The sequence below is a fragment of the Corallococcus silvisoli genome (assembly GCF_009909145.1).
Taxonomy (GTDB): domain Bacteria; phylum Myxococcota; class Myxococcia; order Myxococcales; family Myxococcaceae; genus Corallococcus; species Corallococcus silvisoli.
In genome coordinates this window covers 208085-234155 of the sequence record NZ_JAAAPJ010000007.1, presented here as the reverse complement: position 1 = coordinate 234155, position 26071 = coordinate 208085, and the positions used below count along the sequence as shown (strand labels likewise).

Sequence of the window (26071 nt, the reverse complement as noted above, 5' to 3'; positions counted from 1 at the left end):
CGTCCGAGGGTTCCCGAGGGGAACGGGGTTGGCCCGGGGGCTGCAATGTCCCCGGGCACACCCTGAAACCAAGGTTCCCGACCATGCGAGTCACGCTCGCCACGCTCTTCGTCTGTCTGCTGGCCCTGCCGGCCTTCGCCCAACCCAGTCCTGACTGCCCTCCCGTCGCGTCGCCCACCGCCGGCGTGGCCCAGGGCACGCTCGTGGCGCGCCTCCGCCCGCGGGACAGCACCGCGTGCCCCGACGCCGAGGTCCGCACCTTCAGCCTCAAGCGCACGGAGGTGGACGCGGAGGTCAGCGGCTTCCTCGCGTCCGTCACCGTGACGCAGGTGTTCGAGAACCCCTACACCTCGCCGCTCGAAGCGCTCTACGTCTTCCCGCTGCCGGAGCTGGCCGCGGTGGATGGCATGGAGCTGCACATCGGCGAGCGCATCATCCAGGGCGTCATCCAGACGCGCGAGCAGGCCCGCGACACCTACGAGCGCGCCAAGGCCGAAGGCAAGACGGCCGCGCTGCTCGACCAGGAGCGCCCCAACGTCTTCACCCAGTCCGTCGCCAACATCCTCCCCGGTGAGACGATCCGCGTGCGCATCCACTACGTGGAGCGCCTCACCTACGACGCGGGCACCTACCGCTTCAGCTTCCCCATGGTCGTCGGCCCCCGCTTCATCGGCGGCGCTCCCCTGCCCACGCGCCAGGGCGAAGGCGTGGAGCCCGACACCACCACCGTCCCCGACGCCAGCCGCATCACGCCCCCGGTGCTGAGCGACGTGCGCAGCGGCCATGACATCCAGCTCACCGTGCGCCTGGACGCGGGCCTCCCGGTCCACTCGCTGCGCTCCACCACCCATCGCGTGGACGTGACTCGCGAAGGCCCGTCCCGCGCCAGGGTCAGCCTGGGCCGCGACGACCGCATCCCCAACAAGGACTTCACGCTGGAGTACGTCGTCGCGGACGCGCTCATCCGCCCCGCCGTCCTCATGCACCGCGACCCCGGCGCGGACCACGGCTACTTCCTGGTGATGCTCAACCCGCAGCTCGCCCCCACGCAGAAGGAGATCGTCCCGCGCGAGCTCTACATGGTGCTGGACACGTCCTGCTCGCAGTCCGGCCTCGCCATCGAGAAGTCCAAGGCCATCACCCGGGAGGTGCTCAACCACCTGATGCCCGAGGACACCTTCCAGGTCCTCAACTTCGACACGCAGGTCACCAAGTTCGCGCCCACCGCCGTCCCCGCCACGCCGGAGAACATCCAGAACGCCCTGCCCTACGTCGCCAACTTCTGGGGCGGTGGCGGCACCGACGTGCGCATCGCCGCCCAGGAGGCCATGGTGCCCCCCAACGACCCGGCGCGCCTGCGCATGGTGCTCTTCATGACGGACGGCCTCATCGGCGGCGACGAGAGCGTCCTCTCCACGCTCCAGTCCCACCTGCGCGAGGAGACGCGCATCTTCTCCGCGGGCGTGGGCTCCAGCGTGAACCGCTACCTCATCACCAAGATGGGCGAAGTGGGCCGGGGTGCCTCCACCCTCGTCAACCTCAACCGCCCCGAGGAAGACGTCGCCCGTGAGTTCGAGCAGCGCATGCGCGGCCCCGTGCTCACCTCGCTCGCGGTGGACACCGACGGCCTCCCCGTCAGCGACGTGTACCCCAAGTCCGTGCCGGACCTCTTCTCCGGCCAGCCCCTGTTCCTCGTGGGCAAGTTCACCGGCACCGGTGACGGCCTGCTCCGCATCTCCGGCCGCGTGCGCGGCGAGGTCCGCCACTTCGACGTGCCCATGCACTTCCCGGAGGTGGCCCCGGAGCACGACGCCCTCAAGAGCCTCTGGGCCCGCCAGCGCATCGAGGCGCTCACCGTGGAGGGCTACCGCGGCGAGACGCCGGAGGTCGTGCAGGGCATCACCCAGACCGCGCTCCAGTACCACCTGATGAGCCGCTACACGTCCTTCGTCGCGGTGGAGCAGGTCGCCCGCACGGACGCCAACGGCGAGACGGTGCGCGAGAGGGTCCCCGTGCAGCTGCCCGACGGCATGGTCGCGGGCACCCTCAGCCGCGAGGAGATTCCCCCCGGCGACCCCATCATCTCCGTGCGCGCCCCGCGCAACGCCCGCCGGGTCACGGCCTACTTCCCCTTCGGCCTGGTGAAGCCGCTCACGTTCGACTCGCTGACCCGCGCCTGGCGCGGCCGCTTCCTGGTCCCGCTGGGCATCGAGGACGGCTACTACACCGTGTTCATCATCGCGGAGCTCGCCGACGGCCGCGTGGAGCGCAGCGAGGTGCGCTACCGCCTGGACTCGAAGGGCAACGACTTCGACGCCGTCCTCTCCCAGAAGGAGCTGACCCCCGGCGACACCCTCACGCTGGACGTGGACGCGGTGGAGGCCACGCAGGAGGTCAGCGTGTACGGCGAGCTGTTCGGCGAGGACCAGCACCTGCTCGACACCCAGGACGGCCTGCGCTTCACGAAGTCGCTGGTCATCCCCGCGGGCACTCCCGCCGGCATGTACGAGCTGGTCTTCGTCGCTCGCGACGCCGCCGGCAACCGCTTCGAACGCCGTGAGACGCTGCGCGTCATCCACTCGCGGCGCGACTGACTGGTGAATCAATCTCGGGTACCCTGACGGTCCGCTTCGGCCCCGTGCCTTCACCGGCGCGGGGCCGTCTCTCTTGCGCTGGCCGTGAGGAGTCTTCCGATGTCGTCGTCGTCCCTGCACTACACGCCCAACCTCCGCGATATTGAGTTCAACCTCTTCGAGTTCCTGGACATCGGCCGCACGTCGCTGGGCAAGGCGCCCTTCGGGGACCTGGACGAGACGGCGGCGCGGCAGACGCTGGAGACGTTCTCCCAGCTGTGCACGCAGGAGCTGGCGAAGAGCTTCGACGAGTCCGAGCACAACCCGCCCACGCTGGTGAACGGCGAGGTGAAGCTGCCCCCCGGCCTCAAGGCGGCGATGGGGGCCTACTACGACACGGGCATGCACCTGCTGGAGCAGCCCGCGCACCTGGGCGGCCTGGGCGCGCCGCCGTCGCTGGTGTGGGCGGCGTTCGAGCTGCTGCTGGGCTCCAACCCCGCGCTGGCCTTCTTCACGCTGGGCAACCTGCTGGCGCGAGTCATCGACAAGCTGGGCACGGATCCTCAGAAGAAGCGCTTCCTGCCGCACCTGGTGGAGCGCCGCTGGAGCGGATCCATGGTGCTCACGGAGCCGGACGCCGGCAGCGACGTGGGCGCCGCGCGCACCAAGGCGCGGCACGTGGACGGCGACGTCTGGGAGATTGAAGGCGTCAAGCGCTTCATCACCAACGGCGAGTCGGACATCGCGGAGAACATCATCCACATGGTGCTGGCGCGTCCGGAGGGCGCGGCGCCGGGCACCAAGGGCCTGTCGCTGTTCGTGGTGCCCAAGTTCTGGGTGAACGAGGACGGCAGCCTGGGCGCGCACAACAACGTGGTGTGCACCAAGCTGGAGAAGAAGATGGGCCTGAAGGGGTCCGTCACGTGCGAGCTGACGTTCGGCGACGGCAAGCCCACGCGCGGCCTGCTGCTGGGCGAGGTGCACGACGGCATCCGGCAGATGTTCCACATCATCGAGAACGCGCGCATGGCGGTGGGCCTCAAGTCCATGGCCGCGCTGTCCGCGGGCTACTTCCGCGCGCTGGCGTTCGCGAAGGAGCGGCAGCAGGGCAGCGACCTGGCGAAGGCGCGCGACAAGACGGCGCCGCGCGTGACCATCCTCCAGCACCCGGACGTGCGCCGCATGCTGATGGCGCAGAAGGCGCACGCGGAGGGCATGCGCGCGCTGGCCCTGTTCACCGCGTCCGTGCAGGACCAGGTGGAGCTGCAGGGCGGCCACCGCTCCACCGCGTCCGGCGAGGCGGACGTGCTCAACGACATGCTGCTGCCGCTGGTGAAGGGGTACTGCTCGGAGAAGGCGTACGAGCTGCTGTCCCTGTCGCTCCAGGTGCATGGCGGCTCGGGCTTCCTCACGGACTACCCGGTGGAGCAGTACATCCGGGACCAGAAGATCGACTCGCTCTACGAGGGCACCACGCACATCCAGGCCCTGGACCTGCTGATGCGCAAGGTGGCGCGCGACGGCGGCGCGACGCTGCAGGGGCTGCTCGGGCGCATCCGTGAGACGGCGGAGGGCGACGAGGGCGGAGCGGACCTGAAGACCGAGCGCGCCGCGCTGGCGGAGGCGCTGGGGCACCTGGAGACGCTGCTCGGCACGCTGATGGGCAAGCTGGGCGAGTCCGTCTACCACGTGGGCTTCCAGGGCAACCGCGTGCTGTTCGCCGTGGCGGAGGTGGTCATCGGCTGGCTGCTGGTGCGCCACGCGGCCGTGGCGCTGGACCGGATGAAGGCGAACCCCGGCGACAAGGCGTTCTATGCCGGCAAGGTGGCCAGCGCCCGCTGGTACTGCCACGAGGTGCTGCCCGGCATCGCCCACGCGGCGCGCATGGTGGAGCACGGCAACCTGGACCTGATGGACCTGCCGGAAGAGTCGTTCTAGGCCCACGCCACCGGCCAGCGGCCCCGCACCCGGCCGCTGGCCCCTGGCCACACATGTGGCTGGGGTGAGACACGCGGCGCGGCCCGGCCCGGCGCTCCGAGGGGCGGAGGGCTGGCCCGGGGTTCGCAATGGGGGTGGGGCATGATGCTCTCCACCCTCACGGCCCTGGCGCTCGCGGCCACCGTCACCAACACCGAGGCCGTGCACGACCTGGAGCCGTTCGGCGGCCACGTCGTCGCGTGCACCGAAGGCGGCCTGGAGCTGTTCACGCCCGCGGGCCGCGCCGTCCGCGTGCTCACCGTCGAGGACGGTCTCCCCAGCCACTTCTGCCGCGCGCTGGAGTCCACGGGCGACCGGCTCTTCGTGGCCACGGACGAGGGGCTTGTGTCATTGGACACCGGCTTCCGAGTGACGCCCGTGCTGGACGTGCGCTGGCAGGCCCTGCCTCCCGCCGAGGACGCGAGCACCCCGGACTACGTGAGCCGGCTGGAGTCCCTGGCCGCCGTGCTGACTCCGGGCGCGACGTACACCGCGTTCTCCCCCCGCTTCGCGGGCACCGCGGAGGGACGGCTGTTCGAGCTGGGCACCTCGCGGGCGTGGTCACTGCCCGGGCCAGTGCGCTTCATCTCCGACACGCTCGACGGCGTGGACGTGGGCACCAGCGAGGGAGCGTTCTCCATCGACTCGCGAGGACGGCTGAGCGCCGTGGGCAACGTGCCCACCGGGCCCCTGTCCTTCGCCGTGACCGAGCAGGGCGTGCGCATCGTGGGGAGCACCGGCGACGTGCGCGCGTGGGGCGCGCCCGGCTCCGCCGAGGCCCTGCGCGTTCCCGAGGGCATCGCCGTGCCGAGTGCGGAAGCGACGAGCGCCCATGCGGGCACCGCCGCGCCGGGCGCGGGAGCGACGAGCGCCCCTGCCAGCACCGCCGCGCCGGGCGCGGGAGCGACGAGCGCCCCTGCCAGCACCGCCATGCCGCGCGCGACCCACGCGGGCCCCGTCGAAAACGCGGCCGTTCCGGCCGGCGCCACCGTGCTCAAGGCGGACTGGGCGGGCACCCGGGCCTCGGGCGTGTTCCTGCGGGAGAAGAAGGGCTGGCGCCGCGTCACGCCCACCGGACAGCTCTGCGGCAATCACATCACCGCGCTCGCGCGCCACCAGGGACGGCTCGTCGTGGGGACGTTCGACCGGGGCGTGTGCTGGCAGCTCGAGGACGGCCGGTGGCGCACCACCCGCGCGCCCTCGCTTCCCAGCGACCAGGTGTTGGGCCTCACCAGCGATGGGCAGAACCTCTACGTCGCCACCACCTACGGCCTGGGCCTCCACGACGGAAAGAGCTGGTCGCGGCTGTCGTACGGCGCCCGCAACCCCGTGGCCCTGGCCAAGCTCTCCGTGCTCGGCGTGTCCCAGATGGAGGGCGGCATGGCGCTCGTGGATGGACGCGGCGTGTCCCTCGTCACGCCCGACGGCTCGCCCCTGTCCCTGGTGAAGCGGCTGCCCCTGCCCGAGGGCTGGAGCAAGCACGCCTCCGTCGGCGAGGGCGCCGGCCGCTTCCTGTGGATGGGCAGCGAGGACCGGGGCCTGCTGCGCTGGAACGGCGAGCGCTGGCAGCGCTTCCACGACGGGCGCGACCTCACCGACAACTGGATCACCACGCTGTCCACCGACGCGGAGGGGCGCGCCATCGCGGGCACCTGCCAGGATGGCTTCAACTACTTCGACGGCGCGAAGTGGACGCGCGTGCGCGCCGCGCCCGGCCTGCCCTCGTCCGCCATCGTCTCCACCGCGCTCGTGCCCGGCGGGGCGCTGGTGGGCACGCTGCTCGGCGCGTCCTACTTCGACGCGGGCACCGGTGAAGTGCGTGCCCTGCCGGGACTCGCGGATCCGCGCGTGTACGCGGTCCTCCCGGAGGGAGACTCCGCCCTCTTCGGCACCGAGGGCGGCCTGTCCACCATGGCCTGGAAGCCCGCGCCCGCCCTCAGCCGGCGCTGAAGCCCTCAGGCCGGCTTCGGGGCCTTCGCGCGCGCCGCCAGCTCACGCTCCACGTACAGCCGCAGGATGTGCATGAAGTCCTGCGCGTTCGTCACCACGCCGAACGCCTGGTGCGTGCCCCGGTCCTTCAGCTTGCTCACCACGAACTCGGACGAGTCCACGCAGATGGTGGGCAGCTCCCGCAGGCCGCCGCCCTCCTCCGTCACGAACGCCGGCAGCATGTTCCCCGTCGCGATGGCGTGCAGCGCCGTGGCCACGAGCACCGCCATCGTCGCCTTCACCGCGTGCCGGCGCATCGCGTCCTGCGCCGCCAGGTTGTCCGTCACCACGTCCGGCAGCGGCCCGTCATCCCGGATGGAGCCCGTCAGCACGAAGGGCACGCGGTGCACCACGCACGCATGCATGATGCCGTTGGTGATGATGCCCGCCTCCACCGCCTTCGCGATGGAGCCCGCCTGCCGCACCCGGTTGATGGCGCGCATGTGCAGCCCGTGCCCACCGGACGTCGCCTCGCCCGCGCCGCTCATCCCCAGCGTGGTGCCGTAGATGGACGCCTCGATGTCGTGCACCGCCACCGCGTTGCCCGCGAGCAGCGCCCCCACGAAGCCGTTCTCCACGAACCACGTCATGTCCGCGCGCGCTCGCGAGTGCACCAGCGCCGGCCCCGTCACCCAGATGGGATAGCCGCCGCGCTCCCGCTCCTCCACCAGCAGCCGCGCCATGTGCCCATAGTCGATGGGCTTCTCGCGCGACACCTCGCTCGTCATGAACTTGAACTCGCCGTCCCCGCCCTCCGCCAGGTACGCCATGTTCACGTAGACGCCCTCGCTGCCGTCCTCCGCGCGCCCCACCACCACCCGCTCCCCCGCGCGCACCCGCCGGCCCTCGCGCACCCACAGCTCCCCCTGCGCGTCCAACACCAGCGCGCCGTCCATGCGCGGCTCGCGCGGCATCCGCCACCGCCCGTCCACCCGCACGTATGTGGGCAGGTTCGTCGTCGTGAAGAAGCCCTCCGGCAGCACGCCGTCCGCTGGCGCCGGGGTGAAGCGTGCGTCGGGGAAGCCGCCAAACCGCGCCGCCGTGAAGTCGGGATGAGCAATGGTCGTCACCCCGCCACCATGCGCGGGGCCCCCACCCGGTTCAAGCGCCCCGCGCCCACCAGAGCCCCCCACCCCCATCAACCGTTCTCCTTGAACCCATTTCCCTGGGATGTTTCCGCCGCCCCGGGCCCTCCCACCGGGAAAATGCCCCCGCAACCGCGGCGCGAAGCCCGGGTTCATCTCCCCAAGGACGATGCGCCGGCACTGACGCCAGCGCGAATCGAGGAGGAAGCTCCATGAAGCGCGACGGACTGGGCATGCTCGCGGCGGTGGTGGGACTGATGGTGGCGCTGCCGGCCGTGGCCGCGGAGGCGGACCGGCGCTAGGTGAACCAGCAGCAGCGCATCAACCAGGGCGTGCGCAGCGGGGAGCTCACGGGCCGCGAGGCCGCGCGCCTGGAGCACCAGCACCGCGCCATCCAGCGGGAGATTCGCCGCGACCGCAGGGATGACGGCCACCTGGATGCCGCCGAGCGCGCCCGCATCGACGCGAAGCAGGACGCCCTCAGCCGCCGCATCGCCTGGCAGAAGCACGACGGCCAGAGCCGCTAGGAAATCCCGCTGGAAATTGCGCACCGCGCCATCCACCCCGAGCGGCCCCCGGGGCGGTCCTGGCGCCGGTGCGCGGCCCTTTCATGACGGGGGATCCGCCCCGGGTGCGTTCCTCGCCGGGATGTATGTGCCTGGAGTGAAAAGGAGGCAGGAGACGCAACCTGGGTTCTTGAATACCGAGAATGGAAACAATCGCAGCCGGTGACCTCGGTCGGGTCGCTGCTCCCTTCTTGGAGCCCTCCATGAGCTACCGCATCCAATCTGGCGACACCCTCTCCGCGCTGGCCCAGCGCTATGGCACCTCCGTGGGCGAGCTGATGAAGGCCAACCCGGAGATCCAGAACCCGGACCTCATCTACACCGGGCGCACCCTGAACATCCCCGGCTCCCGGGACAGCTTCGAGGCCGGCACCTCCGGCTCGCGGGGCGGCGGTTCGCAGGGCTTCCGTGGCGCGGGGGACGTGACGGCGCCTCCGGGCGGCGCGGGTCCGGGCACGCGCGGCCCTGGCGGCAGCCCCTTCGACATCGCGGTGTCGCACCTGGGCAAGAACGCGGGCTCGCTGAAGTACGAGAGCAGCGGCGTGGGCGCGGACATGGAGGACTGGGTCCCCAACAACGTCAACTGCGCCAACTTCGTGTCCGCGTGCCTGGAGCAGGCGGGGCAGATCAAGGACAGCCAGCACAGCGCCTCCGTGATGACCCTCCAGGGGAACCTGGACCGCGACCCGAACTTCCAGCGCGTGGACCTGAAGAACGCGAAGCCGGGCGACGTCGTCTGCATGAAGGTGGGCAGCGGCGAGCATGTGGTGATGTTCGCGGGCTGGAAGGACGGCAAGGCCCAGTTCATCGGCTCCAACAACGTGAACGCCGACGGGTCTCAGCGCATCTCCTACTCGTCGTCGAACTACCCCATCATGTCCGTGCACCAGTACCGGGGCTGAACCGGGGGCGTCACCTGCCCTCCAAGGCAACGGGAATGAGGCGGGCCGCACACTGCCCACCGCCTTTCGTCCAGGGTTGGACGTTCATGGCGCTCGGGGGGTTTGCGGACGGGGGCGGACGGGAGGAGGCTTCCGTCCGCCATGCGAAGCCTCATCCTCCTCGTGGAAGACCATGTCGACAGCCGTGAGATGCTGGAGGAGTTCCTCACGCTGGAGGGCTTCGCGGTGGAAGTCGCCGGGAACGGCCTGCACGCGTGGGAGCGCCTTCGCCGCCAGCCGCTGCCGGACGTGATGCTGCTGGACCTGATGATGCCGGTGATGAGCGGCTGGGAGCTGATGGAGCGCGTGCAGAAGGAGCCGCGCCTCGCGGACCTGCCCGTCATCGTCGTGTCGGGCGCGGGCGCCACCCGGCCCGTGCCCCAGGGCATCCGGGCGTCCATCCCGAAGCCCCTGGACCTGGACGACCTGATGCGCGCGCTGGAGCCCTTCCGCTCCCAGTCGGAGTTAGCCGCCGCCTACTAGGACGCGGTGCGCGGCAGCAGGACGCGGAAGACGGTGCCCTCCGACGCGCGCGAGCGCACCTCGATGCGGCCACCGTGGCCCTTCACCACCTGCTCGACGATGTAGAGCCCCAGGCCCAGGCCCCCGTGCGTGCTGCCGCCGCCGCGACGGAAGGGGTCGAACAGGTGCGGCAGCAGCTCCGGCGGGATGGGCTCTCCGCCGTTGTGCACCTCCAGCACCACGAACGCGTCCGCGTCCGTCAGCGTGAAGCGCACCGGTGAGTCCGGCGGGCTGTACTGGAGCGCGTTGCCCCCCAGGTTGCTCACCACCTGCAGCAGCCGCTCCGCGTCCCAGGCCCCCTCGTAGCGGCCCGGCCCCACGTTGAGCGCGAGCGAGCGCTCGGGCCACGCCGCCTCCAGCTCCTCCACCGCCTGGCGCACCACGGAGCGCACGTCGCCGGACACCCGCTCGATGGGGATGCCGCCGCCCAGCCGGCCGCGGGTGAAGTCGAGCAGCTCCGAGATCATCCGCGCCATCCGCTCACCGGAGCGGGCGATGCGGGACACCGCCTTGCGGTCGCGCTCCTGGAGCGCGTCACCGTGCAAGAGCCGGGTGACGGACAACTGGATGGCGTTGAGGGGGTTGCGCAGGTCGTGGCTGACGATGGCGATGAGGCGCTCGCCGAACTGCGCCGCTTCCCGCGCCGCCTCCTCCGCGCGCCGCCGCTCGGTGACGTCCACCAGGGTGACGACGCCCGCGACGATGTGGTCGTCCCGGTCGCGCACGGGCGCGCTGGAGCCCAGCAGGTGCGCGGTGGTGCCATCCGGGCGGCGCACCTGGAGCGGCTCCGCCTGGCGCGTCTCTCCGGTGCGCAGCGCTCGCGCCATGGGCCAGGCGTCGTCCGCCAACGGCACGTTGTCCGCGGTGAACATCTGGTGGGACCCTTCGTAGTCCGCGAGGCTGGAGGCGGGCCGGAAGGGGTGGCCCAACAGCGACTCCAGCGCGCGGTTGCCCAGGAGCAGCCTGCCGCTGGGCGCCTCCGCGATGAGCACGCCCGCGGGCAGCTGGTCCAGCACCGCCGCCAGCCGCGCGCGCTCCGCCTCGATGGTGGCCAGCAGCCGCTGCCGCTCCGCCTCCCCGTGGCGCCGCTGGGTGATGTCCAGCACCGTGGCGGCGCGGCCCACGCGCCGGCCCGTCGCGTCCCGCAGGGACGTCACGTGCACGAACGCGGGGAAGCGGCTGCCGTCGCGGCGCAGGTGCAGCGCTTCGTATTCGTGGAATGGCTTGGAGCTGGCGGCGGCCATGTGCCGGGGCAGCGCGCCGCGCGACTCGGGCGCCACCAGGTCCTCCAGCCGCAGGCCCTTCAACGCTTCGGGAGCCTGTCCATGCATGCGCGCGAGCGCGGGGTTCGCCGCCACGAACGCGCTGTCCTCCGCGTCCATCACCGCCACGCCCACGCCCAGGTGGATGAAGATGTCCTCCCAGCGCCGGGGCCCTCCTGGCCCGGCCGGGGCGCCCCGCTCGCGCGCTTCCTCCGCCGCCTCGCGCGCCGCGTGCAGCCTCGCCTGGACGTGGGCCTCCAGTGCGGCGGCCTCCACCGCGTCCACCGCGTCGTGGAAGCGCTCGACCTCGTCCTCCAGGGCTGGCCCTCCCTGCTCGCGCCACAGCCGCAGCACCATGTCGCGCAGGCGCCGGAAGTTCGTCGTCGTGGGATGCCCGTCGGAGCCCTGCACCAGGAGCGACAGGTCGCGCGCGAGCGCGTCGGAGACGCGGGCCCCGGGGTTCGCCATCCAGGCCGCCACCGCGGACAACCCCTGGGAGAAGAGGTCGCCAGAGCCCGGGGCTTCGTGCAGCCAGGCGTCCTGGAGGACGTCCTGGGACTGGAAGAGGAATTCGGCCAGGGGCAGGGGCACGGTGCGGCTCGCGGTGGGAGGAGGTCCGGCAAGACGCCCGCGCCGGCCGCGGAGGTCTCCACCGACTTAGGCGCCCCCCTCTCATGCGACAAGGACCGCGTGGCGGAGGCGTCAGGAGGAAGTCGAACGGACCAGCCCCAACCGCCGCAGCGTCGTCAACCGCAGGAGCCCCTCCGTGGGCTCCAGCCGGTAGCGCACCTGGAAGCCACTCGCGAGCACCACCGCCCCCTCCCGCCCCGGCCGAGGCACCGGGATGGACGGCATCCGCCCGACCAGCGCGCCCAGCTCCTCCTGAAGCCGCTCGCGCACCGCGGACGGACACGCCGTGAGCATGCACACCACTTGCGGCTCCAACTGGAAGCGGTAGGCCATGACCTCCGCAAGGGTGTGCACTTGCAGCGTCCCTGCAAGATGACAGCTTCACGGTGTCCAAGCTGTCGTGCGCTGAGCGCCTGGGGGGAACAGTCCCCGACCCGCACTGTCTGACAGGTGACGGTGGGGCTCCCGTCAGACCCAGGTCTGCTACAAGAATCCAAGGAAAAGAGTCGAATCCACGGAATGGCTTTGGGGATCCACCACCTGCTGCTCGTCGAGGACGACCGGACGTGGCGGGACGGCGTGGGTCGCGCCGCGAGCGAAGCGGGCTTCGTGGTGTCGCACGTGTCCGACGGCGCGGAGGCGTTGGACTGGCTGCGTCATCGCCCGAGGGCACAGCATCCGGACCTCATCCTGTTGGACCTGGTCCTGCCGCGGCTGGATGGCTGGGAGCTGTACAGCCAGCTGCGCACGGACACGCGGCTGAGGCACCTGTCGGTGATGATGGTGTCGTCGGCGAGTGGCCCGCCGGACGTGCCGCTGCGCGGGGTGGTGGGCTTCCTGCGCAAGCCGCCGCGGCCGGAGGCGCTGGTGGAGGAGCTGTCCGCGCGGCTGCGTGAGCTGCCCAGCCGCGAGCCGGAGCCGCCGCGCATGCCGTACGCGCTGCGCCTGCCGGACGACTCGCTCTACAGCCTGCATGCGCTGCCAGCCCCCGTGCGCCACTCCGTGCGCGTGCACCTGCTGCGGGCCGCGGAGCTGGCGGCGACGGAGCTGCCGCTGGCCTCGTCGTGGCTGATGGCGCTGCACAGCGAGCAGCCCTCGCTGCTGGTGACGGTGGAGGGGGTGCGGGTGGTGCTGGAGGTGGACGACGCCGCGTGCGCGCTCACGGCGAGCATCGTCATCGTGCCCAGCCATCTGCGCTGCGCCTGAAGCGGCGCTCGCGCTTCACACCACCGGCACGCGGTGGACCTCTCCCGAGTGCAGGTCCAGCCACACCACGCGGCCGAACCGGTCGTGGACGAGGCACCAGTCGTCGGTGAGCCGCACGACCTGCGGTGGGGCGCCGGAGAACAGGAACGTCGCGCGAGGGTGCCCCGCGAGGTCGGTGAGGTGCGCCTGCTGGACTTCGCCGGAGACGCAGCGGGTCACGCTCCAGGAGCGCCCCAGCACCACGCCCACGCGCCGCGGATCGCGCCACGGCAGCTCGCGCAGGCGCCGCGAGGAGAAGGGGAGCAGGAAGGGCCAGGGCGCGGGCTCCTCGCCTTCGGGCCGCGCGCTGCGCCCCGCGAGCACCTCTCCATCCGCCGTGAGCGAGTGGACGTCCGGCGTCCAGGTGAGGTCCGGCACGTCCGCGCGCTGGCGCAAGGTGGGGCCGCCCTCCAGCTCATAGGTCCAGCGCTCCAGGCGTTGGAAGTCCTGGTCCGAGGCCAGGTGCAGGACGAGGAAGGACAGGTGCTTCGCGTCGACGGCCAGCGACAGCACCGCGCCGCCGGGCTCCGCCACGCGCCAGAGGGCGCGCGGCTCCATCGCCAGCGTGTCCACCATCCGCACGGTGTCGCGCACGGCGGTGAACCACCGGTCCCCGTCGTACGTGGTGGCCCACGCGTCCAGCTCCGTGTCGCACCAGCGCGAGGCGCGGCGCTCCACCAGGTCCAGCCGCGACAGGCGCCACAGGTCGCCCCGGCGCGCCAGCGCGAGGGCCCGGTGCCCCTGGGTGGAGATGACCAGCGCGAACGCCGGCACGTCGAACCACGCCAGCGTGCGTCCGTCCGCGCCCACCAGCCGCGCGCCCGCCTCGCCGAGCGCGAGCAGCACGCGCCGCCCCGGCAGCACCACCGCGTCGTGCACGGCGTGGGCGCCCGCGTCGTTCGCGTCCATCACCACCTGCACGGAGGGCACATCCCGGGACTCGGCCCACGGCTTCGCGTGCACGGCCTTCGGCGCCGGGAGGTCCGTGTAGAGCGCGGCCACGCCAGGAGTGCTCAGGGAGCGCAGCTGGTGGATCAGCGCGTTCAACGGCAGCGGGACCTCCATGAACGCGTCGCGCATCAGCGCGCGGAGGGTGGGCACGAGGAGGGTGGCCCGAGCATCGGAGGGGTCGTCCCGCAGCAGCTCCGTGGCGAAGGTCAGCCGCTCCGGGGCGCGCTCCGGGGCGTCGTCCGACAGCAGGGCCTCCACATCCGCCCGCGCGGCGCCGAAGCCGTCCTCGAACCCGAGCGCCAGCCGCGCCAGGAGCTTCGCGCCGCTCACGCCACCGGCCTGGATGCCCCGGTCCACCCAGGCGCGCGCCAGGGAGCGCGCGCCGGGGACCCGCCAGATGGCATCGACCGCGCGCGCCCAATCTCCGGCCTCCGCGAGGGACTCCGCCCACAGGCGCCGCAGCGCCTGGGCCTCAGGGGGATGGGTCTTCTCCAGGCGCAGCACCGCGTCCGCGAACGCGCCCGAGCGCCGGGCGATGGCCACCGCGCGCGCCTCGTCCTTCGCGAGGAACCATTGGCGCACCACCAGGCTCGCGGGAAGGTTGCGGCCCTCGGCGAGCTCGGCGGCGAGCACCAGGCGGCCGTGCTGTTCCAGGAACGACACCGCCTCCTCCGCCGCGTCCAGCAGCTCCGCCAGGACGAAGGCGGCCTCGTCGATGCGGCCCGCGCGCACCAGCAGGCGGAAGGTCTCGCGGTAGCGCTCGCGCAGCGCCTCGAACACCTCGGGGCCGCCGCCGAACACCTGCGCGGCGCCGCCTCGACCGCGAGGGCGGATGCGCAGCTCCTGACGCGGCCCGGGGATGCCGAGCGCCAGCTTCGCCCGCGCGTCCATGTCCTTGCCCAGGGGAACCGCGTGGCGCAGGGCCTCGTCGAGGTTGCCCTGCTCGAAGAGTTCGAAGAGGCGGCGCAGGTAGTCGCCCTTGCGCTGGCCCACCAGCTGCCCCAGCGGGGTGTGCTGGAGCATCCACTTCTTCAGCCGTTCGAGCGCGCCGGGCCCCCGCGACTCGGAAGGGCGTGGAGGCCCCGGGTCATGCGAGGTGCTGGCGCCAGCGGCGTCAGGCCGTCCCCCCAGCAGCCGCGAGAGCCAACCCGCCGGTGCGCCCGCTGAACCGAAGAGCCATCGCCACGGACCCGGGCGGGATGCGCGCTGGGTGAGCGCCCCAGGAGTGCTGGCCTCCGGGACGTGAGCCTTCGAGGCGCTTGCACCCGCGAAGAGCGCACCCCACCACCGGCTCAGCAGGCCCGCGCGCCGCGAGGTCGCCACGCCCTCCCGCGAGCCCGTGTGTCTCGCGCGGAAGGCCTGTCGCAGTCGTGCGAGCAGCCCTCCTCGACGTGCGGGCGACTCCTCGCGCAGCGCGACCGGCGTCGCTCCGCCCGGCTTCCTGGAGAAAGCCCGCTTCAGCTTCACCAGGAAGCCCTCGGGCACCACGGGAAGCTCCAGCCCCGTCATGCGCGCCAGCATGCGCTGGGCTTCGGGCGCGAGCGCGGGCACCTTCGGTCCGAACCACGCTCGCGTGGGTGGCGGCAGGGGCTGCAACACATCCTGCATGTCCGGAGGGGGCGCCCCCAGGCCCTTCACCCGCACGCGACGCCACGCCGACACGTCCAGCCACGCGCCTGGATCCACCGGCCGCAACGCGCCTGGCGTGTGCAGCGTCGCGACCCCCTCGTGCACCAGCACGACGGAGCCGGGCGGCGGCGACAGCCGTTCGCGCTCCTTCGGCGTCAGCGGCGCGCTGGTCAGCACGCCGGCCTCCATCACCAGGGGCAAGCCCGGCGCGTGCTCCACCGCGACCTTGCACGGCGCCGCCAGCCTGAGCAGGTGGCCTCCCGCCAGCGCCCACACGGAGGCCCCGGGCATCCAGGCCGCCAGCACGCGGCGGCGGACCTCGGGCTCCCCCAACGTCCCGGGATGGAACCAGAAGGCCGTCGCCACCACCGTCCCCCGGTGCACGTGCGCACGGGGACGCAAGGCCGCGGACGAAGCACTCATGACGCCGCCGCCGGGAAGGCCCGGTAGAGCACGGTCTTCTCCATCAGGTCCCACAACACGAACTCGCCGGCGTCCGTCAGCCAGCCGAACACCTGCTGCCCGTGGCTCGCCGCCGCCTGAACGACGGGGGCATTGGCCACCGTGAGCGCCTGGGGCGACTGGCGCGAGAAGAGTCGGAAGGTGCGCTGATCCGGATCCAGCGCGACCAGCCCGGGAGGCGCCGGCGCGGGAGGCTGCACCACGCCCACCACCCGATACGCCTCCGGCATGAGGATGACGGACACCCCCGTGTCCAGGAACAGCCGCCAGTCCAGGTCCTGGTCGCGCACCGCGAGCAGCCCCGCGTCCGGATGTGCGGAGGACGGGGAGTAACCAAAGAAGGCCTCCCCCCGGCGGGCATTGAGCGGAGTGAGCCGGGCCGGCTCCTCGCCCAGCATCTTGAGCCGCGAGATGACCGCCTGCCCCGGCTCGCCGCCCTCGGGGGGCAGGACGCAGACCAGGCGCGAATGCACCTCCGCCATCGCGGAGGCCTGCTCCTCCTCCACGAACAGCGCGGACGTCCCCTCCTCCTTGGGACGCGCCAGGGAGAACAGCCGCCCCCTGCCGTCCTTCAACCAGAGGTGTTCCTGGCCGCGAGGATCCACCCAGCTCATCAGCGGCAACGGCAGCGCGCCCGGCGGAGGATCCGGCCGCTGGGAGTCATCCAGCGCCTGGTAGCGCGCCTTGCGGAAGCCCTCCGGCGTGCGCACCAGCCCGTGCATCACGTACTCGTGCTGATGGCGCGCCAGGACGAGCAGCCCCCCCGAGGAACGCCAGCCAGCGGCCACGACCCGCTGTCCGCTGGGGACCTGGACGCGCCGGGGCTTGGGCACGGTGGCGCGCGGTGAGTGAGGCACGGCCATGCCCTCGACGCCGCCATCCGCGGAGAACAGCAGCACGCGCCGTCCGTCCCCGGAGAAGGAGAAGCCGATGATGCGCCGGTCGACCTTGCGAGGGTACGCCGGCGGCGAGCGGTGTCCGGGGCCGAACGGGTTGCGCAGCAGGCGCAGGCAGTCATCCGGTGGCGGCAGCTCCAGCACCACCGAGCGAGGAGCGCGGGCCGAGGGCCGCACGTCGACCGCGAGCCGATGCGCGCCGGGCTCCATCGGCTCGACGACCTCCACGCGGGACAGGCCCTCCGCGCCCTCCAGCCGCGCGAGGCGCGGTGCGCCCACGAGCCATGCGTCGCCGGGTGCATGCCGCAGCTCCAGGGCCTCGCGCCACGCGGACAGGTGGCGCGCGGACGCGGGCTCCGGCGAGCGGGCCCCCAGCCACGCGAGGAGTGAATGGACCTCCAGGCCCGTCCAGGTGGCGCGCGCGGGGTCGGACTGGAGCGCGCCCCAGGTGAACGCGGCACCCACGGCCTCCGCCCGGCGCGCGAGCACGATGAGCAACACCAGGTGCGCGATGCGGGGGAGCCCCAGTTGATCCGGTCCCACGTCCAGCAGCACCACGGTGCGCCGGGCGCCCTGGGGCGCGCGGAAGGCGGGCTTGAGGAACGCCAGCTCTCCGAACGCCGCGCGCCGCACCAGCTCCTCGGGCGCCTCCAGTGCCCAGAGCCATTCGCTGACGAGCAGCCGCTCGAAGGGCCCGCGGCGGGAGAGTCCGTCATAGCCCTGGGGCTCACCGCCCTCGGCCTCGCCGCGAGGCCGCAACGTCCCGAGCGCCGCCGACAACCGCGCCACGTACGGGCCCAGGTGCAGCGCGAGGTCCTCCGGGAAGAGGGAGAGCTGGGCCGCCCAGGGACGCAACGCGGGGGGCAGCGCGGTCACGGCGCGGACTCCCCGCCATCCCACGAGGCCAACCAGCCCGCCAGCGAGGCCCGCACGACGGGCTGAGCCACACCCACGGGGATGAGCAGGCCGGACGCAGGCAGCACCGCGAGCGGCGCATCCCCCTGCCCCGCGAGCAACGCGCGCTCCAACAGCGACACCGCCACGTCCGGCTCCAGCGCGCAAGGCAACAGGAGCGCGGGGGCCAACGGATCCCGTCCCAGGTACACCGAGCCATCGACCCAGGGCAGCGACGCGGAGGCCCCCAGGAGCACGAGCACGCCCGGCCCCGAGACGCCGCTCCACGCCGCCAGCGTGGCGGCCTCCGCGCGCGAAGCACGCTGTCCCAACGCACGCGCCACCGGGCCCACACCGGCCACGGCGACAGGCTCCAGGGGCAGCACACGAGGGCGCCAGCGCACGGGCCGATCCGCGACGACAGGCTCCAGTGCGGGCCTCATGACTCCCTGCCTCCGCGCATCCCGCACCGGGAGGAACCGCCATGACGCCCGTGGCTCACCCGGTCACTCTAGAACGCCTCCCACGACGGACGAAGGGGGCGGCGCGCCCGACAGGGGGCTTGACGCACGCCGCGAAGCCGCACGTCCTCACGCCGCGCGGCATGCCTCAAGCCGCGCGCATCCCCGCGCCACTCAGCAACGCGGCCACCTCACCACGCAGCGCGCGCAGGGCCTCCGGCAGCGCTTCCGGCGCGAAGCCCGCGTCCATCTCGCGCGCCACGCCCTCCAGCTTGAGCCGCCATGCGGCCACCGCGTCCTCATCCGCGTCCTGAGGCCGCGAATCCAGCAACGCCTGCCCCGCCTGCGCGATGCGCTGAGCCCGCGCGAGCGGCCCCGCGCTCGCCTCCAGCGCCGCGGCCGGCAGCGCCGCGTTCTCCGACCCGGCGAGCACGTCTCGCAGCACGTCCCGCGCCAGCGCCTGCGCTTCCTTCGTGGGCACCGCGTAGACGAGCGGCCACAGGTCCGCGACGCCCGGCGTCGTCCGCCCCGCCAGCACCGCCGCCGCCGCCACCAACCGCTGCACCTTCACCGCGCGCCGGTCCGACAGGCCAATGCCCGCGGACCGCAGCGCCCGCAGGGCCTGCGCCAGGTGTGGCCGCACCGGCTCCAGGGCCGCGCCCCGAGCGGCGTTCGCCAGCACGTCCAGCGCCTCCAGCGACGCCACGCGCGGCACCGCGTCCGTCCACAGCGACGCCCCTCCCGCGAGCAGCTCCTCCAGCCGGGGATCCGGGACCGGCTCCACGAAGATGCGCGCGAGGAAGCGGTCCGCGAACGCGGCCAGCGCGTCGTCCTCCGGCAGCGCGTTGGACGCGCCCACGCACACCCGCAGCGGGCACTGCATGCGCGTGTGCCCGCGCCGGAAGGTGCGCTCGTTGAGCAGCCCCAGCAGCGTGTTGAGGATGGCGGTGGAGCCCAGGAACACTTCGTCCAGGAAGGCCACCTCCGCCTCCGGGAGCATGCCCGCCGTCTCCGTCTCCACCACGCCCTCGCGCAGCCTGCGCAGGTCCACCGGCCCGAAGATTTCGGACGGCTCCGTGAAGCGCCCCAGCAGGTATTCGAAGTAGGAGCCGCCCAGGCCGCGCGCCGTCCTGCGCACCGCCTCGCTCTTCGCGGTGCCCGGCGGCCCGACGACGAGCAGGTGTTCGCCCGCCACCGCCGACAGCGCCACCAGCTCCACCATCGCCTCGCGCTCCACCAGCCCCCGCCCCGCGTCGGTGAGGGCGTCGCGGACCGTGGCCGCCGCGACTTCGAAAGTAACGGACATGGCGCCAAGCCTAGCCGCGCGCCCGGTCCGGCATACAGTGGCGCCATGGAAACGAAGTGGACGTGGCTGGCATTGGTGGGCGTGCTGGGAGCGGGGCCAGCGGTCGCGGACGGGTGGCACGGCTATGTCTCCCTGGGCGCGGGCATCACCCTGGATCATTTCAGCGACTGGCGCGCCAAGGGCCCCGCCCTCCAGGCCTGGCTGGGCGTGGAGACGCCGCCCGGCCTGTCCCTGGGCGCGGTCTTCGAAACGACCCAGACCTGGGGCCGCCAGTTCGCCGAAGCCCAGGACCCCGCCCAGATGAGCCGGGTGCAGCTGGACTACACGGCGGTGGGGCTGGAGGCCCGCCTGCGCTTCCTGGGCGACAAGCCGGTGACGCCGTGGATTGGCGCCCGGCTGGCGAAGAGCTGGTCCCAGCCCTTCACCCCCAACAGCCTGGGCCAGCTGCGCCGCGAGGACTTCGACGTCACCAGCATGGCCTTCCGCGTGGGCCTGGACGGATGGATCAGCGACCGGTGGGGCGTGTCCATCGCCACCGCCCTCCAGTTCTGCGACGTGAAGTTCACGAAGGACGCGGACGACACCAGCGCCAGCGCCGGGGTCAGCGTCAGCATGTGCGCCAAGCCGCTGCAGAGCATCGTCGCCGGACCCGTGCTGCGCTTCTAGCGCGGCTACAGTGCGCGCCCATGAACGCGCCGCCCCCGACCTCCGCTCCCCGCTGGCTGTACCTGCATGGCTTCGCCTCCGGCCCCGCCTCCGCCAAGGGCGTCTGGCTGGACGCGCACTGGGCCAAGCAAGGCATCCCCCTCCAGCGGCTGAACCTGCGAGTGCCGTCCCTGGAGCACCTGGGCCTGCACGCGATGCTGGACACCGTGCGGGATGCGCTGGGCGGCCCCCAGGACCGCGCCGTGCTCATCGGCTCCAGCCTGGGCGGGCTCGTCGCCGCGCGCACCGCGGAGCAGGACGCGCGCGTGGGGGCGCTGGTGCTGCTGGCCCCCGCCTTCCGCTTCGTGGAGCAGCTCCAGCGCCGCATGGGCCCCACCGCCTGGGCGGACTGGAAGCGCACGGGCTTCCTGGAGACGGACGACCACGCGGAGAAGCGCCGCGCGCGCGTGCACCACGGCATCGTGGAGGAGGCCCAGGCCATGGACGCGAAGCGCGGCGTCTGGCCCGACGTGCGCGTGCCCACCCTCATCGTCCATGGTCGCAAGGACGACACCTGCGACGTGCGCTACTCGCGCGAATGGGCCCAAGGCAAACGCCACGTGCGGCTGGTGGAGGTGGACGACGGCCATGAGCTGACCGCCTCGCTGGAGCGCATCGCGCAGGAGGCGGATGCCTTCCTCACCCCATGGCGGGGTGGAGCGGACCCCCGTCAGGTGTTCACTGCCGACTGAGCGCGCCATGCCTCCGCGCCCGGCCGCGCTCGCGCCGCGGGCGCTCCGGTTAAGGTGGCGGCCATGAACCGCGAATACCACCGCTGGCACAGCCCGCGGCTGAGCCGGGACATGGAAGTGCTGCTGTACGGGCACTCGGGTGAGCCCGTCATCCTGGTGCCCACCAGCAAGGGCCGCTTCTATCAGGCCGAGGACTTCGGCCTCATTGGCGCCATCGCGGATGGCATCTCCGCGGGCCGCTACGTCGTGGTGTGCGTGGACTCCGTGGACGAGGAGTCCTGGTACAACAAGGACGTCGCCCCGGCCGTGCGCGTGGCCCGCCATGCCCAGTGGGAGGACTACGTGGTGCAAGAGGTGGTGCCGCTCGTGCGAGGCCGCGCCAGCGGCGGGCGGCTCACGCTCGCCGGGTGCAGCCTGGGCGGCTTCCACACGTACAACGTGGGCCTGCGCCACCCGGAAGTCTTCCAGCGCCTCATCTCCCTGGGCGGCAAGTTCGAGACGGACGACTTCCTCGACGGCCACCACGACGAACAGGTGTACTTCCACACCGCGCCGCAGTGGCTGCCCGGCCTCCACGAACCCGCGCGCCTGGGCGCCCTGCGCCGCGTGGAGATGACCCTGGCCGTGGGCGAGCACGACTTCTGCCGCCCCTCCAACGAGAACCTCTCCAAGGTGCTCTGGCAGAAGGACATCCGCAACGACCTGTCCATCTGGCACGGCGGCACCCACGACTGGCCCGTGTGGCGGCAGATGATCCGCCAGTACCTGCCGGCCTGACCCCCGGACTCCGGACATGACAACGCCCCCGGTCAAGGACCCCGGGGGCGTCAGCGGCTTCACCGCCCGAGGCGGGAGCTACACCGTGGGCATGAAGACCTTGAAGCCCGTGCGGCCGTTGTTCGTCGTGTTGCGCTCGATGAAGTCGCTCGCGGACGAGTGGCCGTCGCCGGTGGTGATGGCCGTGTGGCCGTAGATGCTGCCCGCGGCCGACGAGGTCCGCTCCCACGTGAGGACGAGGCCCGGAATCTTCAGCGCCTCTTCCAGGGACATGTTGACCTGCTTGAACTTGTCGCGCGGCAGGTTGTTGTCGATCTGGTTGCCGTTGCCCGACACGCTGATGCCCAGGGCGTTGCGGAGGGCCCGGCTCACGCCCGTGGCGCACAGGCCCTGGCTGTTGTAGCCGCCCATGCCCATCGCCGCCGCGCGGCCCGCCTGCGCCAGCCGGCGCATCGCCGCGGACGCGTTGCTGGGGCCAGCGCCCGTCGGGCCGCCCACGTCCGCGCCGCCGCCCACGCCCCCCGAGCGCCCGCCGCCCGAGTGCCCGCCGCCGCGCAGCCCCTGACGCCCCCCACCCGCATCGAAGCTGTCACGACCGGAGTGGCCGATGCGCAGCGTGCGGCCCGAGTAGATGAGGTTCGGGTTGGCGATGTTGTTGTCGCGCGCCAGCTTGGAGACGCTGGTGCCGAAACGCTGGGCAAGGGCAGAAAGGGTGTCGCCAGGGCGGATGCGGTAGTTGGACATGTGGGCTCCTGCGCCAATTCTCGGAGCATCCAGATTCAGGTTGCGAGAGATTCCCAGATTCCTAGAGTTTTTTACGCAACTGTAACCTTCCAGCCAGCCCGTCCGAACTCAGCCCTCCAGGGGCCGCAGGGTGCCCGCGCTGACGCGCAGGAAGCGCCACAGCACGGCCCCGGCCACGGTGATGAGGCCCGCGCACAGGCCCCACCAGATGCCCAGCACGCCCATGCCCAGGTGGAAGCCCAGGAGCAGGGTCAGGGGCAGGCCCACGGCGTAGTGGCCCACGATGTTGGCCACGAAGGTGAAGCGCGTCTGCCCGGCGCCGCGCAGCACGCCCGCGCCCACGCCCTGCACGCCGTCGAACACCTGGAAGATGGCGCTGACCATCAAGAGCGGCAGCAGCAGGGGCAGCACCTCCGGCGGCGCGCCCGCCAGCTTCGCCAGGCCGTGGGGGAAGAGCGCGAACACCAGCCCCCCCATCGACATGACCACCGCGCCGGTGGCGAAGGCCATCAGCCCGCTGCGGCGGGCCTGCGGCGTGTCGTGCGCGCCCACCGCCCAGCCCACCCGCACGCTGCCCGCGTTGCCAATGCCCAGCGCCATCGTGAACGTGAGGCTGGCGAAGGAGAGGGCGATTTGATGCGCGCTCACGCTCACCGGCCCCAGCCGCGCGGCCAGCACGCCCGCGAGCGCGAAGACGCCCACCTCCGCCCCGATGTGCAGGCCAATGGGCAGCCCCACCCGGAACGCCCGCAGCTGATCCGCCAGCACCGGCTTGAGCGACGACGTGCCGGGGACGGGAATCCCTCGCACCGCCAGCGCCACGATGAGCACCTCCAGCGCCGTACACAACAGCGTGGACAGCGCCGCGCCCGCCGCGCCCATCGCCGGCACGCGCGTGAGCGGCCCCGCCCACTCCGGCAGGGACGCGCCGCCGAAGACGAACAGCGGCACCAGCATCACGTTGACCACGTTGGCCAGCGCCGCGGACACCACCAGCGGCCGGGGCATCCCGATGGCCTGGAGGTACGCGCGCGCCGTGAGGAAGATGAGCATCAGCGGCAGGCTGGGCGCCCGGAAGTGCAGGAAGGCGCGCACCTGGACGATCTGCTCCTCCGCCACGCCCACCCACGGCAGGCCCGAAGGCACCGTGATGAGCACCGCCCACAGCACCACTCCCACCAGCGCGGACAGCCACACCCCCTGCCAGAGCACGTCGCGCGCGCGGCGCGGACTGCCCGCGCCAATGGCCTGGGACACCAGCGGATCCACGCCCATCATCAGCCCCATGCCGAAGCTGCTGACGGCGAAGAACAGGGCGTGGCTGAGGCCCACCGCCGCCAGGGCCGACGTGCCGGCCCGTCCGACGATGAAGGTGTCCGTCACGCTCATCAGCGACTGGCCCGCCTGCGCGATGCACAGGGGCACCGCCAGCGCGAGCAGGGCGCGGAGCTCCCCCCGCTTGCCACCGGACGGGGGGGACGACAGGGAAGGCTCGGCGGCTTCGGGCGGCATGGCGGGGCCTATAGCCTCTTCGGGAGGGGAATGCGCTGCCGCAAGCGACGCGCCTCCCCTCCCTGCCTGACCGCCTGCCCTTTGCGTCAGGGGGTGGCGGGGAGGAACGGCACGGTGACCAGCGGCGTCTGGAGGCTGTCCACCTTGGCCACGCGCACGCCCGAGTCGCTGATGGCGTAGACGTAATCATCCGCCATCACGCTGCGGCGCACGTCCGGCGCGTAGTACCAGCTCCACGTCGGCATCCCCGAACGCTTGTACATGTCCGCCATGGACACCGCGCCCACCGGGGAGATGCCCGCCTCCAGGTCCACGCGGAACACGCGCAGCTCCGTGCGGAAGTTCCTCCAGTAGTCCTCATAGGAGCCGTAATACGGCGTGTAGTCCGTGAAGGGGATGGCCACCAGCCCCTTGGCCGCGAAGTAGTTGAAGGCCTTGTGCTCGTAGACGGCCTCGCTCCAGCCGTAGGCGGTGCCCACCAGCTGCGTGGCGGTCTCCTTCGGGTTCGCCAGGTCGCTGACGTCGAAGAGCGACAGCTTCAGCGCGCTCGTCCCGCAGCAGCCGCCATCCGCGTCCCGGTGGACGCCCATGGTCAGCAGGTGGTGGTCGCCCACCGGGTGCATGTACGTGGAGAAGCCGGGCACCTTCAGTTCGCCCACCTTGCGCGGGTGCGCCGGGTCGCTCAGGTCGAAGGTGAAGAGCGGATCAATCTGGAGGAACGTGACCACGTAGCCACGCGGGCCCACGAAGCGCGCGCTGAAGATGCGCTCGCCGTCGGCCAAGTTCTCACTGCGGCCCAGCTCCGCCAGGTGCCCGTTCCGCACGCCCAGCGTCGTCACGCGGCTGGTCGTGGTGGTGCGGCCCCACCACCAGTCCTCGTGCTCCGGCTCCGGCACGCGGGTGGTCACCGTGGTGGCCAGGCGCAGCACGCCCTCGTACTCGTCCAGGGCGAACTGGTTGACGGGGGTGCCCTCCACCGTACCGGAGCCCACGTACACCGCGCGGCCCGGCTGGCGGATGTCGAACTTGTGCAGGTAGGTGAAGTCCTTCTGCCCCGGCACCGGCCACCACCAGTAATGCGAGTGCGCCAGGTAGAGCGAGTCCTTCGACGCGTACACCGTGCCCGGCTCCGCCACCAGGCTGGTGCGCCCCGGCGCCGCCGCCCGGGCATCCAGGTCCAGGGACGCCACCGTCACGAAGCCCAGCGCGGACGGGGCGTTGCTCCGGTAGAAGTCACCGCAGGACACCGGCACCGCCGTCGTCACGCCCGCCGCGTCCACGTGCTTGCCCTCGGGCAGCCACTGCGCCAGCGTGCTCGCGCGGATCCGCTGCTCGTTGCTGGCGATGAGGGCGTCGATGGCCTTCTCCAGCTTCTTCGTGTCCTTGTAGAGGTCCTCCGAATAGTCCACCCAGAACTTCACGCCCTCCGGCCAGCGGAACGCATCCGACAGCACCAGCCGCACGGAGCTGTCCACGCGGCGCGCCTGCGTGAAGACGCCGGGCATGTAGAGCTGATCCACCACCGTGGGGTGGGCCACGTCCGACACGTCCACCGTCGTCACCTTGGTGCTGTCGGCGTTGTAGAAGCCACAGCCGAAGGCGGTGCAGGCGATGTCTGGCATTGGCACCATGGTCCCGCCAGCGGAGCCCTTGGCCGGGATGCCCGGCAGTCCCAGGGCCACCTGCGAGACGATGACCAGCCGGTCGTGCTCGTCCAGCAGCATCTCCCGGGGCCAGCCTTCAATCTCCAGCGACGCCGCCAGCGTCAGCTGCTCCGCGGGCCATGAGCGGTGCGCGTACAGCCGGTTGCCCGACAGCACGAAGATGCGCGTGCCGTCGTTCTGCACGAAGTCCGACTCGTGCACGCCCTCCACCTGGTTGTTGGTGCCGGTGGAGTCCTTCGGGCCCGAGTTGGTCGTGGAGCCGCCCGCCGTCTCGGGGCCGTCCGCCGACATGGGCGGCGGGCCGCCGAAGTCCACGCCCCGGTTGCGGCCGAAGCGCTCCCAATAGCCAGGCTTCTGCTGCTCCAGGCTCGCGCGCATCTGCTTGGACGCGGTGTCCTCGATGTACTGCTCCAGCTTCGCGCAGTCGTTGAAGCTCTCCAGCTTCAGCGATTGCTGCACGGGCTCGTTGCCCAGCCCGTCCGGGGTGCCGTCCCCGCCACTGCATCCCACCGCCAGGAGCGTGAGCCCCACGCTTCCGAAATGACTCCAGCGCATGCGCGATTCCTCCCTCTCAAGCTTTGCGGAGCG

20 protein-coding genes are annotated in these 26071 nt (G+C 72.2%); 10 read left to right on the top strand and 10 right to left on the bottom strand.

Translation table 11 applies throughout. The features are described from left to right. The first annotated feature begins 83 nt into the window (after window positions 1–83). From GTY96_RS15295 to GTY96_RS15285, 3 genes are all read left to right on the top strand, one after another. Complete coding sequence (locus tag GTY96_RS15295; protein ID WP_161665119.1) at window positions 84–2594, top strand: VIT domain-containing protein; 2511 nt, start codon at window positions 84–86, stop codon at window positions 2592–2594. Window positions 2595–2693: 99 nt separating this feature from the next. Continuing rightward, window positions 2694–4511: an acyl-CoA dehydrogenase gene (locus tag GTY96_RS15290; RefSeq protein WP_161665118.1), complete on the top strand. Its 1818-nt coding sequence runs from the start codon at window positions 2694–2696 to the stop codon at window positions 4509–4511. A gap of 141 nt (window positions 4512–4652) precedes the next feature. Next, window positions 4653–6500, top strand: a complete 1848-nt coding sequence (locus GTY96_RS15285; protein ID WP_161665117.1) for a ligand-binding sensor domain-containing protein — start codon at window positions 4653–4655, stop codon at window positions 6498–6500. Between the two features lie 5 nt (window positions 6501–6505). On the opposite strand, the gene GTY96_RS15280 is transcribed toward GTY96_RS15285, so the two are convergent. Then, window positions 6506–7609: a putative NPN-dependent ornithine cyclodeaminase gene (locus GTY96_RS15280; RefSeq protein ID WP_143903752.1), complete on the bottom strand. Its 1104-nt coding sequence runs from the start codon at window positions 7607–7609 to the stop codon at window positions 6506–6508. A gap of 317 nt (window positions 7610–7926) precedes the next feature. On the opposite strand from GTY96_RS15280, the gene GTY96_RS15275 reads away from it, so the two are divergent. The 3 genes from GTY96_RS15275 to GTY96_RS15265 all read left to right on the top strand — a co-directional run bounded on the left by GTY96_RS15275 (window position 7927) and on the right by GTY96_RS15265 (window position 9614). After that, window positions 7927–8151 (top strand): hypothetical protein, encoded by a 225-nt coding sequence (locus GTY96_RS15275; RefSeq protein ID WP_161665116.1) that lies wholly within the window; start codon window positions 7927–7929, stop codon window positions 8149–8151. A 242-nt stretch (window positions 8152–8393) separates the two neighbouring features. Further along, window positions 8394–9092: a LysM peptidoglycan-binding domain-containing protein gene (locus tag GTY96_RS15270; protein WP_143903746.1), complete on the top strand. Its 699-nt coding sequence runs from the start codon at window positions 8394–8396 to the stop codon at window positions 9090–9092. A 141-nt stretch (window positions 9093–9233) separates the two neighbouring features. Further along, window positions 9234–9614 (top strand): response regulator, encoded by a 381-nt coding sequence (locus GTY96_RS15265; protein ID WP_143903744.1) that lies wholly within the window; start codon window positions 9234–9236, stop codon window positions 9612–9614. On the opposite strand, the gene GTY96_RS15260 is transcribed toward GTY96_RS15265, so the two are convergent. Further along, on the bottom strand, window positions 9611–11506 hold the full coding sequence (locus GTY96_RS15260) for a sensor histidine kinase (RefSeq protein ID WP_328700889.1): 1896 nt from the start codon (window positions 11504–11506) through the stop codon (window positions 9611–9613). The genes GTY96_RS15265 and GTY96_RS15260 overlap by 4 nt on opposite strands. Before the next feature lie 111 nt (window positions 11507–11617). Continuing rightward, window positions 11618–11878, bottom strand: coding sequence for a hypothetical protein (locus GTY96_RS15255; protein ID WP_143903742.1), 261 nt, complete (start codon window positions 11876–11878; stop codon window positions 11618–11620). A 186-nt stretch (window positions 11879–12064) separates the two neighbouring features. Between GTY96_RS15255 and GTY96_RS15250 the strand changes: the two genes are divergently transcribed. Next, a complete protein-coding gene (locus GTY96_RS15250; protein WP_143903740.1) occupies window positions 12065–12751 on the top strand; it encodes a response regulator in 687 nt (228 codons plus the stop codon). A 15-nt stretch (window positions 12752–12766) separates the two neighbouring features. Here GTY96_RS15250 and GTY96_RS15245 read toward each other — a convergent pair whose 3' ends face one another. From GTY96_RS15245 to GTY96_RS15230, 4 genes are all read right to left on the bottom strand, one after another. Continuing rightward, window positions 12767–15793 (bottom strand): bpX6 domain-containing protein, encoded by a 3027-nt coding sequence (locus GTY96_RS15245; RefSeq protein ID WP_161665115.1) that lies wholly within the window; start codon window positions 15791–15793, stop codon window positions 12767–12769. Then, window positions 15790–17604, bottom strand: coding sequence for an LpqB family beta-propeller domain-containing protein (locus tag GTY96_RS15240; protein ID WP_161665114.1), 1815 nt, complete (start codon window positions 17602–17604; stop codon window positions 15790–15792). The genes GTY96_RS15245 and GTY96_RS15240 overlap by 4 nt, the downstream gene beginning before the upstream one ends. After that, complete coding sequence (locus tag GTY96_RS15235; protein WP_143903734.1) at window positions 17601–18065, bottom strand: bpX5 domain-containing protein; 465 nt, start codon at window positions 18063–18065, stop codon at window positions 17601–17603. The genes GTY96_RS15240 and GTY96_RS15235 overlap by 4 nt, the downstream gene beginning before the upstream one ends. 166 nt (window positions 18066–18231) lie before the next feature. Continuing rightward, complete coding sequence (locus GTY96_RS15230; RefSeq protein ID WP_161665113.1) at window positions 18232–19389, bottom strand: AAA family ATPase; 1158 nt, start codon at window positions 19387–19389, stop codon at window positions 18232–18234. 45 nt (window positions 19390–19434) lie between these two features. Here GTY96_RS15230 and GTY96_RS15225 point away from each other — a divergent pair, with 45 nt between their 5' ends. The 3 genes from GTY96_RS15225 to GTY96_RS15215 all read left to right on the top strand — a co-directional run bounded on the left by GTY96_RS15225 (window position 19435) and on the right by GTY96_RS15215 (window position 21563). Then, complete coding sequence (locus GTY96_RS15225; protein WP_161665112.1) at window positions 19435–20055, top strand: hypothetical protein; 621 nt, start codon at window positions 19435–19437, stop codon at window positions 20053–20055. A gap of 20 nt (window positions 20056–20075) precedes the next feature. Further along, on the top strand, window positions 20076–20786 hold the full coding sequence (locus GTY96_RS15220) for a YqiA/YcfP family alpha/beta fold hydrolase (RefSeq protein ID WP_161665111.1): 711 nt from the start codon (window positions 20076–20078) through the stop codon (window positions 20784–20786). A gap of 63 nt (window positions 20787–20849) precedes the next feature. Continuing rightward, the gene (locus tag GTY96_RS15215) at window positions 20850–21563 is read left to right on the top strand and encodes an esterase family protein (RefSeq protein ID WP_143903726.1); all 714 of its coding nucleotides are present in this window, start codon (window positions 20850–20852) and stop codon (window positions 21561–21563) included. Window positions 21564–21641: 78 nt separating this feature from the next. Here the strand turns inward: GTY96_RS15215 and GTY96_RS15210 are convergent, their stop codons facing one another. The 3 genes from GTY96_RS15210 to GTY96_RS15200 all read right to left on the bottom strand — a co-directional run bounded on the left by GTY96_RS15210 (window position 21642) and on the right by GTY96_RS15200 (window position 26038). Further along, window positions 21642–22307, bottom strand: coding sequence for a LysM peptidoglycan-binding domain-containing protein (locus GTY96_RS15210; RefSeq protein ID WP_186001976.1), 666 nt, complete (start codon window positions 22305–22307; stop codon window positions 21642–21644). A gap of 108 nt (window positions 22308–22415) precedes the next feature. Beyond that, window positions 22416–23819 carry an MATE family efflux transporter gene (locus GTY96_RS15205; protein WP_143903722.1) on the bottom strand — a complete coding sequence of 468 codons (1404 nt, stop codon included), beginning with the start codon at window positions 23817–23819 and terminating at the stop codon, window positions 22416–22418. 86 nt (window positions 23820–23905) lie between these two features. After that, window positions 23906–26038 (bottom strand): beta-propeller domain-containing protein, encoded by a 2133-nt coding sequence (locus tag GTY96_RS15200; protein ID WP_161665110.1) that lies wholly within the window; start codon window positions 26036–26038, stop codon window positions 23906–23908. Window positions 26039–26071: the final 33 nt, after the last annotated feature.

What these genes read in the sequence shown, in the direction of transcription:
- GTY96_RS15205 (WP_143903722.1), bottom strand. Translation starts at nt 23,819, where the DNA reads ATGCCGCCCGAAGCCGCCGAGCCTTCCCTGTCGTCCCCCCCGTCCGGT.
- GTY96_RS15215 (WP_143903726.1), top strand. Translation starts at nt 20,850, where the DNA reads ATGAACCGCGAATACCACCGCTGGCACAGCCCGCGGCTGAGCCGGGAC.
- GTY96_RS15245 (WP_161665115.1), bottom strand. Translation starts at nt 15,793, where the DNA reads ATGAGTGCTTCGTCCGCGGCCTTGCGTCCCCGTGCGCACGTGCACCGG.
- GTY96_RS15235 (WP_143903734.1), bottom strand. Translation starts at nt 18,065, where the DNA reads ATGAGGCCCGCACTGGAGCCTGTCGTCGCGGATCGGCCCGTGCGCTGG.
- GTY96_RS15200 (WP_161665110.1), bottom strand. Translation starts at nt 26,038, where the DNA reads ATGCGCTGGAGTCATTTCGGAAGCGTGGGGCTCACGCTCCTGGCGGTG.
- GTY96_RS15225 (WP_161665112.1), top strand. Translation starts at nt 19,435, where the DNA reads ATGGAAACGAAGTGGACGTGGCTGGCATTGGTGGGCGTGCTGGGAGCG.
- GTY96_RS15255 (WP_143903742.1), bottom strand. Translation starts at nt 11,878, where the DNA reads ATGGCCTACCGCTTCCAGTTGGAGCCGCAAGTGGTGTGCATGCTCACG.
- GTY96_RS15220 (WP_161665111.1), top strand. Translation starts at nt 20,076, where the DNA reads ATGAACGCGCCGCCCCCGACCTCCGCTCCCCGCTGGCTGTACCTGCAT.
- GTY96_RS15295 (WP_161665119.1), top strand. Translation starts at nt 84, where the DNA reads ATGCGAGTCACGCTCGCCACGCTCTTCGTCTGTCTGCTGGCCCTGCCG.
- GTY96_RS15285 (WP_161665117.1), top strand. Translation starts at nt 4,653, where the DNA reads ATGATGCTCTCCACCCTCACGGCCCTGGCGCTCGCGGCCACCGTCACC.
- GTY96_RS15270 (WP_143903746.1), top strand. Translation starts at nt 8,394, where the DNA reads ATGAGCTACCGCATCCAATCTGGCGACACCCTCTCCGCGCTGGCCCAG.
- GTY96_RS15250 (WP_143903740.1), top strand. Translation starts at nt 12,065, where the DNA reads ATGGCTTTGGGGATCCACCACCTGCTGCTCGTCGAGGACGACCGGACG.
- GTY96_RS15210 (WP_186001976.1), bottom strand. Translation starts at nt 22,307, where the DNA reads ATGTCCAACTACCGCATCCGCCCTGGCGACACCCTTTCTGCCCTTGCC.
- GTY96_RS15230 (WP_161665113.1), bottom strand. Translation starts at nt 19,389, where the DNA reads ATGTCCGTTACTTTCGAAGTCGCGGCGGCCACGGTCCGCGACGCCCTC.
- GTY96_RS15265 (WP_143903744.1), top strand. Translation starts at nt 9,234, where the DNA reads ATGCGAAGCCTCATCCTCCTCGTGGAAGACCATGTCGACAGCCGTGAG.
- GTY96_RS15290 (WP_161665118.1), top strand. Translation starts at nt 2,694, where the DNA reads ATGTCGTCGTCGTCCCTGCACTACACGCCCAACCTCCGCGATATTGAG.